Source organism: Paenibacillus thiaminolyticus (assembly GCF_007066085.1).
Lineage (GTDB): Bacteria > Bacillota > Bacilli > Paenibacillales > Paenibacillaceae > Paenibacillus_B > Paenibacillus_B thiaminolyticus.
Genome location: NZ_CP041405.1, coordinates 3,779,664 through 3,798,666, shown reverse-complemented (window position 1 = coordinate 3,798,666; position 19,003 = coordinate 3,779,664). Strand labels below are relative to the sequence as shown.

25 protein-coding genes and 1 tRNA gene are annotated in these 19,003 nt (G+C 45.5%); 22 read left to right on the top strand and 4 right to left on the bottom strand.

Annotation, left to right across the window (positions count from 1 at the left end):
- Positions 1 to 221: 221 nt before the first annotated feature.
- The gene (locus FLT43_RS29735; protein WP_181823467.1) at positions 222 to 623 is read right to left on the bottom strand and encodes a hypothetical protein; all 402 of its coding nucleotides are present in this window, start codon (positions 621 to 623) and stop codon (positions 222 to 224) included.
- Between the two features lie 294 nt (positions 624 to 917).
- Here FLT43_RS29735 and FLT43_RS16880 point away from each other — a divergent pair, with 294 nt between their 5' ends.
- The 7 genes from FLT43_RS16880 (at position 918) to FLT43_RS16850 (ending at position 5,176) form a co-directional block, all read left to right on the top strand.
- Positions 918 to 2,195 (top strand): helix-turn-helix domain-containing protein, encoded by a 1,278-nt coding sequence (locus FLT43_RS16880; RefSeq protein WP_087443442.1) that lies wholly within the window; start codon positions 918 to 920, stop codon positions 2,193 to 2,195.
- Complete coding sequence (locus FLT43_RS16875) at positions 2,192 to 2,413, top strand: hypothetical protein (protein WP_087443441.1); 222 nt, start codon at positions 2,192 to 2,194, stop codon at positions 2,411 to 2,413. The genes FLT43_RS16880 and FLT43_RS16875 overlap by 4 nt, the downstream gene beginning before the upstream one ends.
- A gap of 178 nt (positions 2,414 to 2,591) precedes the next feature.
- Positions 2,592 to 2,963 (top strand): aspartyl-phosphate phosphatase Spo0E family protein, encoded by a 372-nt coding sequence (locus tag FLT43_RS16870; protein ID WP_087443440.1) that lies wholly within the window; start codon positions 2,592 to 2,594, stop codon positions 2,961 to 2,963.
- Positions 2,950 to 3,513, top strand: a complete 564-nt coding sequence (locus FLT43_RS16865) for a matrixin family metalloprotease (protein WP_087443439.1) — start codon at positions 2,950 to 2,952, stop codon at positions 3,511 to 3,513. The genes FLT43_RS16870 and FLT43_RS16865 overlap by 14 nt, the downstream gene beginning before the upstream one ends.
- Before the next feature lie 49 nt (positions 3,514 to 3,562).
- Entirely contained in the window at positions 3,563 to 4,105 is a 543-nt protein-coding gene (locus FLT43_RS16860; protein ID WP_087443438.1) for a hypothetical protein, read from the top strand.
- 240 nt (positions 4,106 to 4,345) lie between these two features.
- The gene (locus tag FLT43_RS30210) at positions 4,346 to 4,576 is read left to right on the top strand and encodes a hypothetical protein (RefSeq protein WP_244194255.1); all 231 of its coding nucleotides are present in this window, start codon (positions 4,346 to 4,348) and stop codon (positions 4,574 to 4,576) included.
- 219 nt (positions 4,577 to 4,795) lie between these two features.
- A complete protein-coding gene (locus FLT43_RS16850; RefSeq protein ID WP_087443436.1) occupies positions 4,796 to 5,176 on the top strand; it encodes a hypothetical protein in 381 nt (126 codons plus the stop codon).
- A gap of 534 nt (positions 5,177 to 5,710) precedes the next feature.
- Here the strand turns inward: FLT43_RS16850 and FLT43_RS16845 are convergent.
- The gene (locus tag FLT43_RS16845; protein ID WP_221936162.1) at positions 5,711 to 6,850 is read right to left on the bottom strand and encodes an IS4 family transposase; all 1,140 of its coding nucleotides are present in this window, start codon (positions 6,848 to 6,850) and stop codon (positions 5,711 to 5,713) included.
- Positions 6,851 to 7,412: 562 nt separating this feature from the next.
- On the opposite strand from FLT43_RS16845, the gene FLT43_RS16840 reads away from it, so the two are divergent.
- The 7 genes from FLT43_RS16840 (at position 7,413) to FLT43_RS16810 (ending at position 13,895) form a co-directional block, all read left to right on the top strand.
- Positions 7,413 to 7,934, top strand: a complete 522-nt coding sequence (locus FLT43_RS16840; protein WP_244194199.1) for a sigma-70 family RNA polymerase sigma factor — start codon at positions 7,413 to 7,415, stop codon at positions 7,932 to 7,934.
- Complete coding sequence (locus FLT43_RS16835) at positions 7,927 to 8,877, top strand: DUF4179 domain-containing protein (RefSeq protein WP_087442684.1); 951 nt, start codon at positions 7,927 to 7,929, stop codon at positions 8,875 to 8,877. Before FLT43_RS16840 ends, FLT43_RS16835 begins: the two co-directional genes overlap by 8 nt.
- A 454-nt stretch (positions 8,878 to 9,331) precedes the next feature.
- Positions 9,332 to 10,147: a nucleoid occlusion protein gene (gene noc, locus FLT43_RS16830; protein WP_087442685.1), complete on the top strand. Its 816-nt coding sequence runs from the start codon at positions 9,332 to 9,334 to the stop codon at positions 10,145 to 10,147.
- Between the two features lie 194 nt (positions 10,148 to 10,341).
- Entirely contained in the window at positions 10,342 to 11,103 is a 762-nt protein-coding gene (locus tag FLT43_RS16825) for a ParA family protein (protein WP_087442686.1), read from the top strand.
- Complete coding sequence (locus FLT43_RS16820; protein ID WP_087442687.1) at positions 11,096 to 11,950, top strand: ParB/RepB/Spo0J family partition protein; 855 nt, start codon at positions 11,096 to 11,098, stop codon at positions 11,948 to 11,950. Before FLT43_RS16825 ends, FLT43_RS16820 begins: the two co-directional genes overlap by 8 nt.
- Positions 11,951 to 12,170: 220 nt before the next feature.
- Positions 12,171 to 13,340, top strand: coding sequence for an aminotransferase class V-fold PLP-dependent enzyme (locus tag FLT43_RS16815; protein WP_087442688.1), 1,170 nt, complete (start codon positions 12,171 to 12,173; stop codon positions 13,338 to 13,340).
- A 27-nt stretch (positions 13,341 to 13,367) separates the two neighbouring features.
- The gene (locus tag FLT43_RS16810; RefSeq protein WP_087442689.1) at positions 13,368 to 13,895 is read left to right on the top strand and encodes a DUF4446 family protein; all 528 of its coding nucleotides are present in this window, start codon (positions 13,368 to 13,370) and stop codon (positions 13,893 to 13,895) included.
- On the opposite strand, the gene yyaC is transcribed toward FLT43_RS16810, so the two are convergent.
- Complete coding sequence (gene yyaC, locus FLT43_RS16805) at positions 13,892 to 14,479, bottom strand: spore protease YyaC (RefSeq protein ID WP_164776587.1); 588 nt, start codon at positions 14,477 to 14,479, stop codon at positions 13,892 to 13,894. The genes FLT43_RS16810 and yyaC overlap by 4 nt on opposite strands.
- A 106-nt stretch (positions 14,480 to 14,585) precedes the next feature.
- Between yyaC and FLT43_RS16800 the strand changes: the two genes are divergently transcribed.
- The 5 genes from FLT43_RS16800 (at position 14,586) to FLT43_RS30880 (ending at position 16,489) form a co-directional block, all read left to right on the top strand.
- A complete protein-coding gene (locus FLT43_RS16800; protein WP_087442690.1) occupies positions 14,586 to 14,861 on the top strand; it encodes a putative Se/S carrier protein in 276 nt (91 codons plus the stop codon).
- A 4-nt stretch (positions 14,862 to 14,865) separates the two neighbouring features.
- Complete coding sequence (locus tag FLT43_RS16795) at positions 14,866 to 15,795, top strand: mechanosensitive ion channel family protein (RefSeq protein ID WP_087442691.1); 930 nt, start codon at positions 14,866 to 14,868, stop codon at positions 15,793 to 15,795.
- Positions 15,785 to 15,988: a DUF951 domain-containing protein gene (locus tag FLT43_RS16790; protein WP_087442692.1), complete on the top strand. Its 204-nt coding sequence runs from the start codon at positions 15,785 to 15,787 to the stop codon at positions 15,986 to 15,988. Before FLT43_RS16795 ends, FLT43_RS16790 begins: the two co-directional genes overlap by 11 nt.
- Positions 15,989 to 16,049: 61 nt before the next feature.
- Positions 16,050 to 16,140: transfer RNA gene (locus FLT43_RS16785), tRNA-Ser, on the top strand.
- Between the two features lie 235 nt (positions 16,141 to 16,375).
- Positions 16,376 to 16,489 carry a putative holin-like toxin gene (locus tag FLT43_RS30880; RefSeq protein ID WP_275100803.1) on the top strand — a complete coding sequence of 38 codons (114 nt, stop codon included), beginning with the start codon at positions 16,376 to 16,378 and terminating at the stop codon, positions 16,487 to 16,489.
- A 496-nt stretch (positions 16,490 to 16,985) separates the two neighbouring features.
- Here the strand turns inward: FLT43_RS30880 and FLT43_RS16775 are convergent, their stop codons facing one another.
- The gene (locus FLT43_RS16775) at positions 16,986 to 17,180 is read right to left on the bottom strand and encodes a YjzC family protein (protein WP_006678725.1); all 195 of its coding nucleotides are present in this window, start codon (positions 17,178 to 17,180) and stop codon (positions 16,986 to 16,988) included.
- A 281-nt stretch (positions 17,181 to 17,461) separates the two neighbouring features.
- Here FLT43_RS16775 and rpsF point away from each other — a divergent pair, with 281 nt between their 5' ends.
- From rpsF to rpsR, 3 genes are read left to right on the top strand one after another with little or no spacing between them, the layout of a single operon-like run.
- Positions 17,462 to 17,749: a 30S ribosomal protein S6 gene (rpsF, locus tag FLT43_RS16770; RefSeq protein ID WP_006678724.1), complete on the top strand. Its 288-nt coding sequence runs from the start codon at positions 17,462 to 17,464 to the stop codon at positions 17,747 to 17,749.
- A gap of 47 nt (positions 17,750 to 17,796) precedes the next feature.
- Positions 17,797 to 18,303, top strand: coding sequence for a single-stranded DNA-binding protein (gene ssb / locus FLT43_RS16765; RefSeq protein WP_087442693.1), 507 nt, complete (start codon positions 17,797 to 17,799; stop codon positions 18,301 to 18,303).
- 20 nt (positions 18,304 to 18,323) lie between these two features.
- Positions 18,324 to 18,599, top strand: a complete 276-nt coding sequence (rpsR, locus tag FLT43_RS16760; protein WP_087442694.1) for a 30S ribosomal protein S18 — start codon at positions 18,324 to 18,326, stop codon at positions 18,597 to 18,599.
- Positions 18,600 to 19,003: the final 404 nt, after the last annotated feature.

Sequence of the window (19,003 nt, the reverse complement as noted above, 5' to 3'; positions counted from 1 at the left end):
TTTATAAACTGATTTGTTCGTTGACATTCTCCATCCTTATCTATTCCCTGTTTTCCATTATTTTGCTTAAATCCTAGGAGTCTGTCCCACAAAACAGTTTAGGCGTATATTTTATCCGGACAAATGTGTGATCAGAGATCAGCCTTACCAGGTGACCTCTGCATAGCTATTATGTTGTGAATACATTGCACCTTGGAACGAACTGTTTTATTGTGGTACGCTTATTTTTTAGTGTTATCATACTTGGTTTTCCACGAATGATTCTGGGCGGGTTTGCGTTGCGACGCAGAACTCGCCTTTTTTGATGCAGCCGGTTTGCGCTGAGGCTTCTGCGTTTCTTTCAGTTCCCAAGGCTGATCCTGGTGCCACAGCAATATTTCCCCAGTTCGCGTCTCTCGTACTTCAACCGTCGCTTTCGCCTCCAAACGAAGGGAAGCAGGCTGGACAAGGGTTATAGCACTTTCCGTTGTACAAGAGGGTGTTGCCAGTCCCAGTTTCCGATAATGGCGAAGCGTGAACACATGATGTAAATCGATGGACGGATCAAGTTTCAGGTAAGCCAATTCCGCTATTTTAGGCTGGACGGTAAATTTGTCATTGTGCTTCTGCAATAAGCCGGGCAAAGCAAAGCCGCGTTAGCCTCTTTCAGCGTCTTGATGCCAAGAAGCCGCAGTTCGATCACCAATCGATCCTGGAACGTTTGCCAGAGACGTTCCACCCGTCCCTTGGCTTGCGGTGTGCCTTGATGTGCTTTAATATGCAAGTCAGCCATCGCCTTGCCGAAGTGTACGGACTCCCCTTTAGTTGACCTTGGGTTGAATCTTCGTTAATTGTCGTTATGCCTATTTCATTTACAAAACAATCATGAAATGGTAATGTATAGATATAAATAATTCCATTATAAGGAAGGTGAGGGCGTGAGTTCCGTCAATCTGGAGTTCTCAACCTTGGGGGAACTGATTCAACGCTATCGACAAGAGCGGGGGATGACGCAGGCTAATTTGGCCGAATTGTCAGGAGTGAGCAGCGGGAGTATTTCCAAGATCGAGAATGGAGAAATTCGGCGGCCCGACTTTAAAACCATCCAGCCGATTATATCGGTTTTGGAGATTCCCCTCGACGAAGTGCTGGATCCATTCATGTTAACAAATCCCCGCTCCGAAACATTATTTACGCTGCTTTACGACTCTTTTTCACTCCACAATGCATCCCTAAGCGCAAAGCTCACTTCATGCTTGTTAGAATCCGAAGATGAAAATAGCGAAGCAATAGCAGCCAAACTCTTGCTCAATGTACAGCAAGTTCTCGACAATACCGAAACGAAATTGGCCTTGTTGGATGTATTGATTGGTTATGCCAGGAGCCATGGAATGCAATCTTTTGTTGCGCAAGGGACGTTTCAGAAGTATTTAGTGGAACGTGATGATTTCAGCAAGTTGGAAGAAACATTTCAATCGGGAAAGTACATTTTGCAGTATAAGGAATTCTTGACCACCGATGAGCGAATCACTCTGTACTATAAGTTGGGCGTTCATGCCTACAACTTACGTAAGTTCAATGAATGTATCGAACTGTGCAAGCGGGCTATTATTGAGGATGAATCGGAGAGCAGCTTTAAGGCTTACTCAACATTGTTGATTTGTTCTTCTTATTTCCATCAGGAAAAGTTTGAGTTAGCAGAAAAATACTTGAAAACATTCAGCTTATTCAACTTTCCTTTTGTTAAAGAGAATGTTGATTTTATGACAGCAAAACTTAATCAGCGCAAGGGAAAAACAGATTTAGCAATTACTCAATTACAGGAATGCCTGAAAACGTCTTTCTATAAAATTAATATCGTTAACACACTTATTGAGCTGTATCTTTCTTCCGACGATGTAGGCCCTGTAGAAATATTACTCCATCATGAACCGGATTTTCACCCTAAGGATTTAAGTAACCCTATATCAAAGGCAGGATATGCTCACTACTTCCTTAATAAAGGAAAATACATGATCATGATTGGGAAAAGCGATGAAGCCCTGAGTTGCTTTATAAAGAGTGCGATCACCTTTTCAAAAATTAGTATGCCTAAACATACCTATGAATGCTTGGAATTCATTTTTCAAATATCAAAAGATAATCATAGCTCCCAAATGGAAGATAACATAAAGAAACTCTTTGCCGAATTAAAAAATGAGGAGGGGTTGGAATGAAAAAAGCAGTCACTAAACTGATTCTGACTGTTATGGCAGTTTTTCTGTTTTTGATGCCTTTATCATTTGGCTATAAACTTAATAAACAGGAAATCACTTTAGCCTCTGTCGGGGGTGACTTTATTGGTCCCTGGTCACACTCAAATGAATACAACGCGTATAAAGAAAAGAATATTTCATTTTACGGTGGTGGTGATGACGTTTACGTTCCATGGTAACAATCCTGATTAACAGTGGAGAGGATATATTGGATTCTGATGAGCCTTAGATATTAAAGGCTCTTTTTATTTTTCTTTGTTTTACAAATATGTCGACAATAGTCGAAAACTTCCTCGAAATTGCAGAATCTAGTATTTAAGAAGGCTTCTATACAATGACAATTAACAGCATTTGTTGATGACAGCAACCTGCTTTTTATCCTTAGAAAATAGAACAAACACCGGGCTGCCATTTGTAGATCAAGGATATGGAGCAGGTACTAGTAATTACAGATCGATAGGAAAGGTGGTAGAGCCTATTGAGCGTTTTTATTTTGATAGCCCTATAAACGAAATAAGTGATGCTGATGAAGTTTTATTGCTTAAGATTGAGAGAACGCGACATATGCTGAAACAAGCCGTTCAAAGCGGAAAGAAGTTTACAGATTACGATGTAGTGCAACTTAGTCAGAAACTTGATGAGTACCTCTTGGAAATTCAGAAAAAGAGACTGATTAGGAGAGAAATTAAAAAAATTATTGGGGAGGAATATAAGGATGAAATTTTTTAAAGTTATTGTCTTGGTATTACTGTTAAACACTTTTATCTGTTCTCTCGCATATGCTTCCAGTTCCTCTTACTCATATAATGGGTATAAATGGGGGAAAGTTTCGAATTTAAATGTGTGCATGGATCCATCTACAAAAAATAAGACAAGTTCTGGGGAAACATATAGTTCAATTTCTAATGATGCATTCTCTAAGTGGACATCAGGCTTAAATAATAAAATAATGTTTTCAGATACAAAAAGCTCCTGTCAAATTTATGTGCAATCATATTCATACGGTAATATTGATTGGATTGGTCAAGCGACGTATGTTCCAACTGTACCGGGGGGATCAACATTTGCAAGTGTATCAATACAATTAAATCGAACCTATATGGATAATTACAGTTTTGAATATAATCGCGGTATTGCGGCACATGAAATTGGACACAGTTTAGGATTATCTCATGTAACTGATACATCCCAGATCATGTGCCCATTAATAGATGGGAGAACGGTTTCTATACCAAATAGTGGTGATATTACTGGTGTAAAAAGGTTGTATGGACTATAAATTATCCGCAAATTTAATTATTTTGGAAAAAGCTTTTAGGAGGGTTAGTATGAAAACTTATGATAAGCGCTTTTTTTTAATTCTCTTTGCTGGATTATTTTTTATATCACTTTTAATCTTTTCAATAGGGGAAAATATAAATGCATCTTCTATAGAAGAAATAAAAATGTCTGGTGATGTGGTTTACCAATATAAATCTCTTGATGAATTACATTCATTAGCTGAGGTTGTTGCAGAAGTAGATATTGAAGCTGTAAGAAGCACAATGTATGGTGGTGTTGTTTTCTCGTTAGCCAAGGCGAATGTGAAGAATATCGAAAAAGGGGTTATTCCAAATAACAATTTGACCATATTAGAAACGGGCGGTATTTATAATAACCAACGCTATATCTTTGAAGAAAATCCTTCATTTGTTACCGGGGAAAGAGCAATAGTCTTTTTAAAAAAATATAAAGGACCTATTGATAATGATGCATATGTAATTTTAGGAGCTTATCAAGGTAAGTTTAAATTACAAGGCAGCAAAGTAATCCCCCCAGTTAATGCAAGCCCAAAATTAATTAGTGTCAATAACTTGTCGGAATTAAAATAAACTGATTTTTCAAAGTGTGATGAGATCTCATCACACTTTTTTGCAACAAATGGAAAGATGTATCGTCTTACAATTAGGAGGGATGTCAATTATGCGTTATTTTTTTGTTTCGTCATTATGATGTCCATAATCATAACGGGATGCACTTCGGAAGAGAAGCTTCCCAGTTCAAGTGGTGATTGGCGAATCAGTTCCGTTACCTTGAACGGATACTTGTATCGGATAACCGAAGAGATGGTAATGGACATCGATCACAAAATTGGTACGATTGAAAAGTACAGTGATGAGGAGTCGTTTCTGAGATCCATAGAGGATACATTTTCTAACACATACCCAGTTGGCACCAATCTATATTCGATAAAGGGCATTCCTGTGGATGAAGCGATAGCAGCCGAAGTAAAAAACAACACCTATCATAAATTAATTTGTGAGGGAATGATTAATGGGAATGGATCAGGGGAGTTAAAATAATCCGTGAATAGATTTTGCAGCCATAATCCTTGCCATGCATCTTTAAGACACCTCGAAGTTATTATGGAAAGGTATAAAACGTTTCCAACTTGTTTTCAGTTTTCCTCACCAAGCACGTCAGTAAATGAAATTACCACCCATCGTGTGATTTCAAAAATACTAAACGTTTGCGGCTAAAAGTTACTCGTTATTAAATACGTTATATAAGGAGGGATATGCATGCGTTATTTCTTATACCTGACCTTTATATTGTCCCTATTTGTAGCAGGATGTTCTTCTCAAGAAAAGCTGCCGACATCAAGCAATGAATGGAAAATCATTGGTGTCATATGGAACGGTTATATGTATCAAGCAACAGAAGAGATGGTAACGGAGATCGACGAAAAAATTGGCACAGTTGAAAAATACAGTGATGATGAATCTTTTTTGAAATCATATAAAGATACGTTCTCAAACAAATATCCCGTTGGCACCAATCTATATTCGATAAAGGGCGTTCCTGTCACAGAAGCGATTGCTGCGGAAGTGAGTAACAACACCCACTATAAGTTATATTGCGAGGGGAAGATTCGCGGGGATGAATCGGGAAAATGTAAATGAGCGGCCTGTGTACATAGGTCGCTTTTTGACGTAACGATCACAGTATGTTTGATCGTTTCTCGTATAGATAATCCATTATCATATCGGTTCCGAAAATATCTATGAAACACAGGAACATCATGGTATCATGTAAAGTAGAGCGGAAATGGGTGTCAATGGAAGAGGAAAGGAGCCGGTATTTGCCCAATGTCATTAAGTTTAGCTCAAAGACAAGAGCCGAAAACATAGGAATCTAAAACGGCATGGGAAAGACCCTGTGCCGTTTCTTTTTTTATACAAGCAAGGAAAAAAGTGCACGGCGAACAAAGCGGAGGGAAGATCCGCTTAAAAAAATGTTCATATGAAACAAATTATGCTACTCTATAGACGAAGCTAACCACTGATTTGTAGCGTATTTTGCGCGTATTCTGCTGCCCTGGGCGAATGGGTCGAATCGGCAAAATGTTTTTGCGAATCAGCGCTTCAACATCAGGCGGGGGTTCATCGTCCCTTGAGCGCAGGAAGTGTCTACACACGTGAACGGCAACCGTGAAGTTAACTTGATAGGGGGTGCCGTTTCTCCATTTGGGAAATGACGACGTGCGAGGTCATCATTTCAGCGAAATTGTACAGGATCATTCTTGCGAATATCTCCTGGGTGATGGACTCTCGTTTCTTTGCATGAAAATTCGTCAGACCGACAGTGTACTTTAATGCCCGGAATGAGGTTTCAATGCCCCATCGCATGTTATACATTGACATGATTTCACCCGGTGGGAAATCCGTGGCGGTAAGATTCGTAATGACGGTCTCAAAAGCGCCACTCGGCAGGACGAAACGAACCACCCGAAAGGAAATCGGGTAAAACAAGTTCTCATGCAAATCCAAAAAATCAAAGGTAGACGTGGAAGGAACGAACTTGTAAATCTCGGGATTAGCCTTGACCTCTTTGGTTTGTTTTTTGGTGAGTGTCAGATGAACGTTCCTATCAAACTCTCCGCTAGAGGGCAAACGCAAGCCCGAAAGAATACCATTGGAATCCAAATCCTTTACCCGTATGACATAGTTCCACCCTTTGCGTTCAAGATGCGCGAAATTGTTGTAACTTTCATAACCTCTATCGGCAATCACAATGGTTTTGCCCTTGATTGGAGAACGGTGAACCATAGCAGCCAGCGCCCTTCCCTCGTTGCACAACCTTCGTGGCTGAACAATGGCATCCACGTACAGTCTGTTGCACAAGTCATAGGCAGCGTTCAAATGCAGAAGGTTATAGCCTTTCGTGTTCGGTTGACTTTGAAAATAGGTGTCCGTGTCCGTAGAGTCAGTTGCGATATGCAAATCCGAACCGTCAACGGCAAGTAGCCGATACTCTCGGTAGTCCTTGATGTCCATATACGATTGCGTAAATGCGTGAAACAAGAATTCCACAGCAGACGGCAGGACTTTATTCCTCTGTTGGACAAAAGCGGAAGTGGTTGCGGTGTTTACGTCATAGCCTTGTGATTCCAAAAGTTCCTTATATATGCTGTTGCCCCCCATGGAGATCAGGAGTTGCATCACCGTTTCAAAGGGCAGCTTTTTCTTTCGGGTAAAATCTTTTTCAGGGTTTTTGACATAAGGAGCTGGTGCGGCTGCCATTTCTCGTATGAGGGATGTCAGCGTTTTTTTTAGCGAATTCGCATACTCATTCATGGACGTGGCCTCCTCGTGTTTCAAGGGTCTTCGCCACACATATCCATCTACCTGTTAAGTCTTGATTTTCTTTCAAAAAAAGAGCGGGCTATCTTTTCGATAACCTGCTCTTGTGCTTGATTATGGTTTCCACGCCTTATCTTAATGACATTGGGTATTTGCCGGCTCCTTTTGTCGTATGTTTACCTTTTAAGCAAACGTCTCAACTCATTACATCGCCAAATAGATCTTCCGTTTCGTCTTTGTAAGCTCTAAATTTCCGAGTGGCTTCCCCGGATTCGACAATTACATTTTTAATGGCAACATGCAGTTCAGCTTGCCATTCGGGGAACTTTGTCAGAAAATAAAGGCTGATCTTTGCAGGCAGTAGAAAGGATCATAGTAGTCAAATTACCCTAGCAGTGCGAGCTGCTGGGGTTGACCGCGTTATAGCGAACGATATGATATTTCGCTCAAAGGAAGCAAAAATTCTTTTTTCGACAACATGAAACATTTTGAACCGTTGGCTTGTCTAATTTGCACAACAAACAATTGCAGCTTTTGTTTAGGAGGAGAGGACAATATGCGCGCGCGTGTCCCGAATCATTCCGTTGAGGGGAGCCACGAACTATATACGCTTATAGAAGAAAACAAGGAAAGGCTGTACCGATTGGCCTTCAGCTTTGTCAGAAACCGTGAGGAGGCATTGGACATCGTTCAGGAAACGGTCTATAAGGCGATAATTTCAGTCGGCCAACTGAGACAACCGCAATTTCTTAAAACCTGGTTATTTCGGATTGCCATTAACTGCGCCCATGATGCGCTGCGAAAGTCGAAACGGGTTGTAGCGATGGAGGATGGTGTTCTTGATGCGATGGTTAATCCGCCAGAATCGAATCGCGAAGAGATGTTTGATGTCAGGCAAGCAATAGAGAGATTAGATCCAAAGTATAAAAAGGTTATTATTTTGAAGTTTTTCGAGGATATGACGTTGGAGGATGTCGCAGAAATTTTGGAACTGCCTCTCAGTACAGTGAAGTCAAGGCTTTATCGGGGACTGGAAAAACTGAAAATCGATTTGGAGGAGGTTGAGGGACTTGAATAATCGATTGAATAATCTTCGGCAGGAGTATGAAAAAACGGAAATTCCGGCTGAGTTGGACACCGTTATACGGTCGGCTATGGAACGGGCCAATCAACATTTGAAGGAACATAAAGGAGGAGAGCAACAAATGAATAAAAGATCTGGAAAATGGTTCTTGAAGGGGCTTGCTGGAGCGGCAGCGGTTGTCATTTTATTTACTGCTGCGGTTAATACGCTGCCGGGCTTTGCCGCAGCGGCATCGCATTGGCCGGTAGTAGGGAAGCTAGTGAAGATATTGCAATTTAACGATGGACAGGCTGGCGGCGGCGCAATTACGGACGGAAGCAAGATGCAGCCAGTCGTGCTGAAAAAAGAAAAGGAGCATGAGCAAATTGCATTCAGCTTCGTGCAAGGCGACGGCGGTGAAGGGGAGGCTGTTCAGCCGGTAGCGCCAAATTATCAGATTTCCTACAAAGAGAAGCCTTATACATTGACCTTTACAGTTAACGGTGTCCGCTATCTTGATGAGCAAAGCTTTGACGAACTGAAAAAGAGTGATTTGGTAGCCGATGCTTACCAGCTTATTACGCTGGACGACTCCTCTTATCGCTTTGTACTGGAGTTCCGTAAACCGGTGAAATATGAGGTGCAGGAATATACCGATCCAGGGCATATCGTACTGACGCTGTCCGAAGATAAAGAGGCGGAAGAGAAGACGCTCTACTCGGTAAGAACCGAAACCTACACGAACGGTGAGAAGCTTGGCATTGTGGAAGAAGGACTGTACGAAGAGAACGGCATACGCATGCTGAAGGAGAACGGCGATCAATTTTACATTGAGCTTGGCTCCTTGGCGGATGAAGCGGAAGCTAATCATCTTGCAGCAATAATGAGTGATAAATACGGACCGAAGTTCCAGAAAGATTACGGAATGGCGTTTAAAGTGTTTGTTGAAAAACGATAAAAGCGGAAGCGATTCTCAGTGGGTTAGTGCTGGGGATCGCTTTTTTCATCCTGGACTATCCCAAATTCAGTAAGCAATTACTTCTATTTGATAGTCCAACTATCTTTGTTTGAAATCTGTTATTTATGATTCCGTTCAGCTCCGAGAATATCTATGAAACGCAGGAACATCATGGTATCATGTAAAGTAGAGCAGAAATGGGTGCCAATGGAATTGGTGATTTGTTCCACGTGGAACAAATTTTTCGTTTATGTTCTCTACTTGCAGGAAATAGGTGCCTGCTTGGAGAATAGATAGGATAGAGGATAGCTGTAGACATGCATCAGCATGGATATAGCACGGGTAGGCTTTTCATGTAGGTATGGATTACGGATTATACAATCCGATGGAGCAGAGCAACTGCCGCTTCTTCAAGTGTCTGGCATTATTTTGAAGTTAGGTGGTATTATCGGATATGAAAGAACAACTGTCTCGGTTATTCGGTTTTGCAGAGCGGGGAGCGCTGGATGAGGTCAAACAGCTTCCGGTGAACGAGATTGTCACCAGCCCTTATCAGCCGCGTACCATTTTTGATGATGAACGAATTGATGAATTGTGTCAGACGATCAAGACCCATGGTGTGATTCAGCCGATCGTGGTTCGGCAGCGTAACGGCAAGTACGAGATTATTGCCGGGGAACGGCGTTGGCGAGCAGTGAAGAAGCTGGGTATGGACACCATCCCGGGGATCATTCGAGAGATTAACGATTCCCAAGCGGCGTCCATCGCCCTGATTGAGAATTTGCAGCGAGAAGGGTTGACCGCAATTGAGGAAGCGGTTGCTTACCAGAAGCTGATCGATCTCCATGATCTGACACAAGAAAGCCTGGCGCAGCGATTAGGCAAGAGCCAATCGACGATAGCCAACAAAATTCGGTTGCTTCAACTTCCTGAAGCAGTCAAGAGAGCTCTGATGGAACGCAAGTTGACGGAACGTCATGCCCGGGCACTGTTGAGTCTTGATTCGGAAGAATGGCAGCTCAAGCTCTTGAATGAGATCATTACGAAAGAACTAAATGTGAAGCAGACGGAAGCGAGAGTCGCTTTCTATAAAGAAGTCAATAAGGCCAAAAAGACGAAACGTATTTCGTTCACGAAAGATGTGCGCTTGGCCTTGAACACGATTCGCCAGTCGATTGATATGGTATCCGGATCCGGCCTGAAGATTAAAACGGATGAGAAGGATCATGAGGATCATTACGAAATTGTGATTAAAATTCCGAAACGATAAAATCACGTCTTGAAGTCCAATCATGTGCTGCATGTCTACCATTGCTTACAATCGGATGAAGACGTTGGTGTTGTTCGCATGGCGGAACGTTAGGGCGGCAGCCAAGACGCCGCTCTTTTTATTGCATAGGAAAGCAATTGAAGTCTCGATGCAGCTGGAGAAGGCAGAAAGAATCAACATTGAGGTGAAGAGGAATGGCTAAGGTCATTGCCATTACCAACCAGAAAGGCGGCGTCGGGAAGACCACGACGACGGTGAATTTGGGTGCGGGTTTGGCGTTGCTAGGTAAGCGGGTATTACTGGTAGATATCGATCCGCAGGGCAATACGACAAGCGGAGTAGGGATTAATAAAGCGGATGTAGCCAACTGCATTTATGATGTCATCATTAATGACGTCCATCCCAAAGATGCGATCGTTCCTACGATGGTCGAAGGCTTGCATATTATACCGGCTACGATTCAATTGGCAGGTGCCGAGATTGAACTGGTGCCGACGATTTCACGGGAAGTCCGGCTGAAGAAGTCATTGCAGCTTGTGGCCCATTTGTATGATTATATATTGATTGATTGTCCGCCGTCCTTAGGGATTTTGACGATTAATTCGCTGACGGCTTCTCATTCCGTCATTATTCCGATTCAATGCGAGTACTATGCCTTAGAAGGCTTGAGCCAACTGCTCAATACAGTAAGACTGGTGCAAAAACACCTCAATACATCCTTGCAAATTGAGGGCGTGCTGTTGACGATGCTGGATGCTCGTACGAATCTGGGCATTCAAGTCATCGAAGAGGTGAAGAAGTATTTCCAGCAAAAGGTGTATCAAACGATCATTCCTCGGAATATCCGTTTGAGCGAAGCGCCGTCGCATGGACAGTCGATTATGACCTATGATTCGAAATCGAAAGGCGCCGAGGTATATTTGGAACTTGCGAAGGAAGTGATTTCATATGAGTAAGCGTTTAGGACGTGGCTTGGATGCGCTCATTCCTTCCTTATCCGTGAACGATGATGATAAGGTTACGGAAGTCTCCTTGCAGCAATTGCGCCCAAATCCTTATCAGCCGCGCAAAAACTTCGATGAACAGTCGATTCAGGAGTTGGCCGAGTCGATTAAGCAGCATGGTGTCATTCAACCGATTATTGTTCGAAGCGTCGTCAAAGGCTACGAAATCATTGCAGGGGAGCGGCGTTACCGGGCTTCGCAATTGCTCGGGTTGTCAACGATACCGGCGGTGATACGAAGCTTTTCCGATCAGCAAGTGATGGAAATTGCTCTCATTGAGAACCTGCAGCGGGAAAATCTGAATGCAATCGAGCTTGCGCTCGCCTACCAAGGTCTGATGGATCAATTCTCGCTTACGCAGGAGGAGCTGTCTGTAAAGGTGGGCAAATCACGCTCGCATATTGCTAATTTCCTAAGATTGCTTCAGCTTCCGGAAGAAGTAAAGGAATATGTTTCACGTGGAACACTATCGATGGGACATGCACGCGCTATCGTAGGCGTAAAAGATACGACGAAAGTGAAGCAGCTTGCGAAGTCGACGATTGATCAAGGCTGGAGCGTCAGACAACTGGAAGAAGCGATACAGCAGCTTCATCAGAAAAATAAACCCGCAGACAAACCGAAGGCTGTTCGCCATGATCCATATCTGCATGAAGTAGAGGAGAACCTGCGCGAACAATTCCGCACCACGGTCCGGATTAAGCAAAATAAAGACAAAGGAAAAATTGAGATTGCGTATTTCAGCAAGCAGGATTTAGAACGATTGCTGGAATTGCTGCAGACCGTTTCTTCCAAATAATAATTTTTGCAAAAAGCTGGCCACTTGGTTGTCATCCTTTGCCCAAAGGATTAAACTAAGAATGCCAGTTTTTTTCTTTTTGAGACAAGGTTTTGCCTGATAGATTCCGACTTGAAATGGTTGATTTCCAGGGAGATATTGGGATAGAAAAGGTTACAAAAATGTTCTATTTGGCCATGCCGGGATCAGGTAAAGTTATAGGTAGAATGAGGTGGATGAGATGCGCGGAAGAGAGGATGCGCCTCCAATCATTTATATGGATCATGCAGCCACCTCGTGGCCCAAGCCAGCATGCGTCATGGAAGCGATGCAGCGGTCGGTGCTGGAAGAAGGAGGCAATCCGGGAAGAGGCGGGCATCGGATGTCCGTGAAGGCAGGCAGGCGCATTCTTCATGCGAGAATAGCGGTGGCTAAGCTGTTCCAGGTGGCTAACCCGGTAGATATTGCCTGGATGGCCAACACGACGATGGCGTTGAACACCGCCATTCATGGCTACGTCCGGCCAGGGGATCATGTTGTAGCAACCGGTGTGGAACATAACTCGGTTACTCGTCCGCTGGACTGGCTGATGCGCCATCATCGGGTTCAGGTCACTTATGTCGAAGCGGATGCATCCGGAACGGTTGATCTTCATCAGATTCGGCAGGCCATGAAGCCTCATACCCGGCTCGTCATCTGCAATCATAGCTCCAATCTGTTCGGTTCCATTCAGCCGGTAGGGGAGATTGCGGACATTGCGCATGATTATGGCGCGAAGCTGCTTGTGGATGCTGCCCAGTCGGCAGGTCTGCTGCCTATCTCGGTGGCGGCGCTTGGGATTGATATGCTTGCTTTTCCCGGCCACAAAGGTCTGCTTGGACCACAGGGAACCGGCGGGCTATACATTGACCCGGATCTCGATGTCCATCCACTCGTACAAGGCGGCACGGGAAGCTATTCCGATGAAGCGGTTCACCCTGCCACACGGCCGGACTGTTATGAAGCGGGGACGCCAAATACGATCGGTATCGCCGGATTGGAAGCAGGGGTACGATATGTACTGCAGGAGACGGTGGAGGCCAGGTATAAGAAGGAGTGGGAACTGGCTCAGAAGCTGATGGAATCGATCGAACGGCTGCCAGGCCTGCATGTTCTTGGACCTGCGCTCGGGCAGCCACGGACGGGAATCGTATCGCTGATCAGTGATCGTATCGATAGTTCCGTCCTGGCTCATCGTCTCGATCGCGAATTCGGCATTGCGGTGAGGGCGGGATACCATTGCACTCCTGCGGCCCACCGGGCAGCGGGGACGTTGGAGTCCGGCGCTCTGCGCATTAGTGTCGGTTGGAATACGACAGAGGCAGATATCGAAAAGGTAACGGAAGCTCTACATTGGTTATGCATCGGATAAGCTAGAGGCAGGAGAGAACAGAAACCTATGACGAATGAATTGTGGAATGAATGGTTACCGCTGGTCGTACTGTGTACGGCAGGGTTATCTCTTATGTTACTTTTATTAGTATGGATTCAGGGCGTGAAGCTTCGTAAGCTGAGGCGGAAATACATGTCCATCATGGGGGAGAGCGGAGTCGAGCAGCTCGATCTGGTGCTGTCCAGCATGCATGATGACATGAACCGGTTGCGGAGCGGAATCGAGCAGCATCAACGGCGCATTCAGGAGCTGGAGGGAGCCGCGGCCAGAATGAAGTCCCATGTCGGCATTCAGCGTTACAACGCCTTTGCAGAGCATGGGAGCGAACTGAGCTTCTCGGTTGCCTGGATCAATGATGAACAAGACGGCATTGTGCTGACAGGCATTCATGGCCGGGATCACTCCTATGTATACGCGAAGCCCGTGGAGAAAGGCCAATCCACGTATTCCTTATCACCAGAAGAAAAGCAAGCCCTTGAAGCGGCGGCACTCAGCCGTGGACAATCCGCCTCGGCGAAGGCAGACAGAGATTAGTTGACCGGGGTTATCCCTGCTATCGATTGATGAATCACTTCTCCGATCAGTTCGGCCATGCTCATGACCAGATGAAGCCGAGTATTTTGGAGCACGAAATATTCCATGAAGCCTCCGACGTTGACGATGCCGGTTATGTGCATGTCGCCGACCGGGGGCAATTGTTTGTTCACCCCTGCGCCCGGCTGGACAGGACCATGCTGGATCTGAACGGCGCCAACGCTGCTGCTCTGGCCAAGGCAAGCATCGACGGCCAAGATGAAGGTCGTCGGATCCTTCTGCCGCAATTCATCCAGCTTGTCCTGCAAATTCATGGCATGGACCGGCTGCTGCAGCGTCCCGAAGACACGGTACTGGGAAGTGGCTACCTTGCCCAGATACGTGCCGACAAGCGGGCCAAGACAATCTCCGGTGGAACGATCGGTCCCAATGCATACAACCGTCAGCGATTGATAAGGCGCGCGCATACGCAAGTGTTCGCGGCAGGAACGGACCAGCGTCGTCAGCGCTTCCGGTGTGTTATAATCCACTTTGCACGGCGGACAATCTATTGGAGCGGGAGAATTGAAGAGAGAATAACTCACGGCGCAACCTCCGTTTCTACGAAATAGTAGTAACTAGTATATGGATGAAAGAGGAGTTTTATACTCGCAAGAAGGAAATCATACTGTTAAGGAAGGATGCGCCGTTATGAATGGAATCGAAGCGGAAGAATGGCTGCTGGCCTTTGATTCTACCCAGCATGCACTGCGAATGGAAATGCTGATGGAGTATCTCGATTTGGACATTGACACTTGTCCGACGCCGGCGCAGATAACGGCAGGATGCGCGCTGTCCATTCAGTTCCAGCCTGACGATCTGGAGGCGGTCCGTACGCTGATTCGAACCGAGCGGGTTGAGATTCGCGGGATATTCTATAAGCAGGAAGGTCAATATATTCAATTGATAGAATCGGTAGAGGAGTGAGACGATGCTGATGGCAGAACCGGCAGATACCAACATGATGGAGCAGAACATCGAACAGACGGTCGGCATATTTCAGAAATGGCAGCATCAGATGATGGACTGGATAACGGATCCTTCCACATGGGAATGGCTTCTTATCAAGTCCATTCGGATCGTGCTCATTATTCTCATCTCCCGGATTGCAATCAAGGTGCTATTCCGCATGATTGACCGAACCATAAGCAAGAAGGGAAGGGGCAGTCTTACGCTGAACCCGCGCCGGCTGCTCACGATTGTGAAGCTGCTCAAAAACGTCACCTCATTGACACTGAACTTCACGATGATTATGTTCATCTTAATGGAGTTCAACGTCAATCTGGCGCCGCTGCTGGCAGGGGCAGGGGTCGTTACGTTTGCGATCGGCTTCGGCTCGCAGAGCTTGGTCAAGGACGTGATGACTGGATTTTTCATCATCTTCGAGGATCAATTCGCCGTAGGGGACGTTGTCAAGGTCGGACAGTTCCAGGGCACGGTTGAAATGATCGGGCTAAGGTCTACGCGGATACGCAGCTGGACAGGGGAGATACATATTATCCCTAATGGAAGCATTACGGACGTAACCAACTACTCGATCAGCAATTCTTTAGCGGTGGTGGATGTCGTCATCGCCGCGGATGAGGATGTCGATACGGCGGTTCAGGGAATGGAGAAGATATTGGCAGCTTTACCGGAGCACGAGCCAAATGTGATTAGACAGCCGCAAGTGCTCGGCATTCAGACGATGACCCGCACCGAGACAACGATACGCATCATCGCGGAATGCAAGCCGTTCACCCAGGCGCAGGTGTCCAGACTCATCAATCTGGAGGTCAGAAAGTCGGAGCACCGGAAAGAGGAGGAAGCGGCAGTGATCGAAAACTATGAAGGAAAGGGGATTTCGACGAATGGAACGTAAGCAATTTGAATTGGGAGATATCGTGCAAATGAAAAAGCCGCATCCATGCGGCACGAATGAAATGGAAATTATCCGTATGGGGATGGATATTCGCATTAAATGCGTAGGCTGCAAACACAGCGTGCTCATTCCGCGGGCCAAGTTCGAAAAAAGCATGAAAAAAGTGCTTCGTTCGGCAGAGACGGAGACTTAAAAAAAGTGGAGCAAAACATCTTGCATTTTTAAATTCCATGTGGTAGAATGAATTGTGCTGTGGAAAGGTACCCAAGAGGTCCAAGGGGGCTGACTCGAAATCAGCTAGGCGTGTCAAAGCGTGCGTGGGTTCGAATCCCACCCTTTCCGCCACTTTCACTTTAGTTCCACCTACTGGTATGATACCGGAATTAATGGCTAATACATACGTTAGCGCGTTGGCTGCTTGCCTAACGGCTAACTGATACGGAACCTCTTACGTGATTAAGCGTAGGAGGTATTTTATTTATGACATCAATATGGTTTACCCCGTCCAATAAATAGGATATAATTGCCATGCAATAGAATGGCTTTATGGGCGGTCGGCTAATCTCCCGGAAGGGAGGTGATGCCAGTGAGCGTATACGAAGCGCTATCCGTTATGTTCCAATTTGGACTTTGGATATTCGCGTTGCTGACGTTTGTCGTGACGCTGCTGATATACCTGCACACAAAAAAATAGGCCGCCCCCAAGCTAAGGTCACGGCCTATTCAGGTATTACCTTGGTTGTAAGCCACCGCCTTTGAAGCGGCTATTGCGAAAGAGTCGTGTTGCAGCACGGCTCTTTTTCTTATTTATATGATAGCATAGCGATTATTATACGTCTACTTTATTTGGCATTTGTGCGAATCCGTGGCTCTGGCCCACAGCAAACGTACGTAAATGAAAGGACTCTGCAGCTGCAGAGTCCTTTCCTGGTTGACGGTGCATGATTAGACTTTCTTTACTTCACTTCTTCAGATGGCTCAGGTTCATCATAATATGGCAGACCATACAAGATTTGTGATTCAGACTAAAGTGTCTTTGGCACATCCCCTCGCTTCTCTTATGATGTTACCGTAAAGTGTGCGTCATCACTTGGCTGTTTCGCTGCAATGTTCAACGGAACCCACCTCGCTTTGCACCGTCAGTCGTTATTATGGCTGTTCATGCCGATTTTATGCGGAGGAAAAAGATTTTAGTGTGTAAGAGCGTGTGATTTCTTTTTCCATTTGCGATCTTTGTTGGTCGTCTCCGGAAACGTCTCGCCTTTTTTCAATCGAATCTGCTTCGGATCCTGGATCTCGGTATGGAAGCTGGCTTCGCCTACCTCCATGTAGATACCGTCGTTCGGCGCTTTGTCTCCCGGCTCGAATTCGGTGCGTTCACCCATCCTTTCCACCTCCTGACATCGGCAGAATTGTCTCTTCTTCAATGGTATTGTTCGCGTCCGGTTACAGATTCATGAGTGGAGAAATGTAGGAGAGAAGCGGCTCGCATGGAACCCATCTTACATGGGGCGACGATAAACCGGGATGAAAAATGTCAAGACAGCAAAGGAATGGCTTGCACCATAGCCCTGTTTTTGATATATTTATTTAGTGCGAGTTTTCTCGCTCCTTGCTCCTGACACACCGATCAGGGGCCTGAAGTCCAAGAGGAGGTGAACGTGAAATGCGCAAATACGAATTGATGTACATCATTCGTCCAGACATCGAGCAAGAAGCTGTCCAAGCTGCAGTCGACAAATTCCAAGGCGTCATCTCTAACGAAGGCGGGGAAATTACGAAGCACGACGTGATGGGCAAACGCCGCCTTGCTTATGAGATCAAGAAGTTCCGCGACGGTATCTACGTTCTCGTGAACTTCACTGCACAACCTGCAGTGGTTGCCGAGTTGGAGCGTCAATTGAAGATCTCCGACGAAGTTATCCGACATCTCGTAACAACAGACGTGGCTTAATTGCCAACCATCGTATTTCGTAAGGATACGTCGAAGGAGGGGATTACATGTTGAATCGCGTGATCTTGATTGGTCGTCTAACCCGTGACCCTGAATTGCGCTATACGCCATCCGGAGTTGCTGTGACGCAATTTACGTTGGCGGTCGATCGTCCGTTCTCGAATCAGAGCGGCGAGCGCGAGGCGGATTTCATTCCCGTGGTTACATGGCGGCAGTTGGCAGAGACTTGCGCCAATTACTTGCGTAAAGGTCGGCTGACGGCAGTGGAAGGCCGAATCCAAGTCCGCAATTACGACAACAATGAAGGGAAGCGCGTTTACGTTACGGAGGTTATCGCCGATAACGTACGATTCCTGGAGTCCAACCGCGACAGCGGAGGAAGTCGTGATGATATGGGCGGAGGTTATGGCGGCGGACAGCCGAACAATAACTCACGGCCATATGGCGGAGGAGGCTCTAACCAGCCCCAGTCCCAGTCCCGCGGTCCGGCAGCGGATCCATTCTCTGACGACGGCAGACCGATCGATATATCTGATGATGATTTGCCATTTTAATAGGGAAAGGACTGAATGGAATGAGCTTCAAGCAAAATGAAGGCGGCGAACGCAGCGAGCGTCGTTTTGGCGGCCGTAAAGGACGCAACAAGCGCCGTAAAGTGTGCTACTTCACTGCGAACAAAATTACGCACATCGATTACAAGGACACGGATCTGTTGAAGAAATTCATCAGCGAGCGCGGTAAAATTCTGCCTCGCCGTGTAACAGGAACAAGCGCAAAGTATCAACGTTTGTTGACTGTAGCGGTCAAACGCTCCCGTCAAGTAGCGTTGCTGCCATACACAACGGAGTAATCCAAGAGAGCAGCCGGGTCGACGACTCGGCTGTTTTTTTATGTCTTCATTTACATGTCTGACCTCAAAAAAATTATAAATTTCTCCTTAAAAATCTATTAATTATTCCCATATTTTCAATATATACACCATAACTGTGACGAATCTGTATTTTATTTTTTGATCAAATACATGTAAAATAAAACTTGTTGTTTTCTGTAATTCGACATTGTATGGTAAGATCCAATGCAATACCTCATGGTTCCAACTCATGCGACAGGGTAAAAAATAGATAAATCGGATCATGAGCAGCTAGGGGTAAGCCGAACATAAGTGAAGGCAGGCTTCCGCTTCTTGGCTTCACCGGGAAGAGGGAACCGGATTGAACGAGTGTCGATCGGCAGGATGCGCCATTCATCAAGGGC

Bases quoted from the DNA above. Each gene is read 5' to 3' on its own strand.
- noc (WP_087442685.1), top strand. From the start codon at position 9,332: ATGAAAGAACAACTGTCTCGGTTATTCGGTTTTGCAGAGCGGGGAGCG.
- FLT43_RS30880 (WP_275100803.1), top strand. From the start codon at position 16,376: ATGCCAGTGAGCGTATACGAAGCGCTATCCGTTATGTTCCAATTTGGA.
- FLT43_RS16820 (WP_087442687.1), top strand. From the start codon at position 11,096: ATGAGTAAGCGTTTAGGACGTGGCTTGGATGCGCTCATTCCTTCCTTA.
- FLT43_RS16850 (WP_087443436.1), top strand. From the start codon at position 4,796: ATGCGTTATTTCTTATACCTGACCTTTATATTGTCCCTATTTGTAGCA.
- FLT43_RS30210 (WP_244194255.1), top strand. From the start codon at position 4,346: ATGGACATCGATCACAAAATTGGTACGATTGAAAAGTACAGTGATGAG.
- FLT43_RS16860 (WP_087443438.1), top strand. From the start codon at position 3,563: ATGAAAACTTATGATAAGCGCTTTTTTTTAATTCTCTTTGCTGGATTA.
- FLT43_RS16825 (WP_087442686.1), top strand. From the start codon at position 10,342: ATGGCTAAGGTCATTGCCATTACCAACCAGAAAGGCGGCGTCGGGAAG.
- FLT43_RS16840 (WP_244194199.1), top strand. From the start codon at position 7,413: ATGCGCGCGCGTGTCCCGAATCATTCCGTTGAGGGGAGCCACGAACTA.
- FLT43_RS16775 (WP_006678725.1), bottom strand. From the start codon at position 17,180: ATGGGTGAACGCACCGAATTCGAGCCGGGAGACAAAGCGCCGAACGAC.
- FLT43_RS16790 (WP_087442692.1), top strand. From the start codon at position 15,785: ATGGAACGTAAGCAATTTGAATTGGGAGATATCGTGCAAATGAAAAAG.
- FLT43_RS16795 (WP_087442691.1), top strand. From the start codon at position 14,866: ATGCTGATGGCAGAACCGGCAGATACCAACATGATGGAGCAGAACATC.
- ssb (WP_087442693.1), top strand. From the start codon at position 17,797: ATGTTGAATCGCGTGATCTTGATTGGTCGTCTAACCCGTGACCCTGAA.
- FLT43_RS16810 (WP_087442689.1), top strand. From the start codon at position 13,368: ATGACGAATGAATTGTGGAATGAATGGTTACCGCTGGTCGTACTGTGT.
- FLT43_RS16865 (WP_087443439.1), top strand. From the start codon at position 2,950: ATGAAATTTTTTAAAGTTATTGTCTTGGTATTACTGTTAAACACTTTT.
- rpsF (WP_006678724.1), top strand. From the start codon at position 17,462: ATGCGCAAATACGAATTGATGTACATCATTCGTCCAGACATCGAGCAA.
- FLT43_RS16875 (WP_087443441.1), top strand. From the start codon at position 2,192: ATGAAAAAAGCAGTCACTAAACTGATTCTGACTGTTATGGCAGTTTTT.
- FLT43_RS16870 (WP_087443440.1), top strand. From the start codon at position 2,592: ATGACAGCAACCTGCTTTTTATCCTTAGAAAATAGAACAAACACCGGG.
- rpsR (WP_087442694.1), top strand. From the start codon at position 18,324: ATGAGCTTCAAGCAAAATGAAGGCGGCGAACGCAGCGAGCGTCGTTTT.
- FLT43_RS16845 (WP_221936162.1), bottom strand. From the start codon at position 6,850: ATGAATGAGTATGCGAATTCGCTAAAAAAAACGCTGACATCCCTCATA.
- FLT43_RS16800 (WP_087442690.1), top strand. From the start codon at position 14,586: ATGAATGGAATCGAAGCGGAAGAATGGCTGCTGGCCTTTGATTCTACC.
- FLT43_RS16815 (WP_087442688.1), top strand. From the start codon at position 12,171: ATGCGCGGAAGAGAGGATGCGCCTCCAATCATTTATATGGATCATGCA.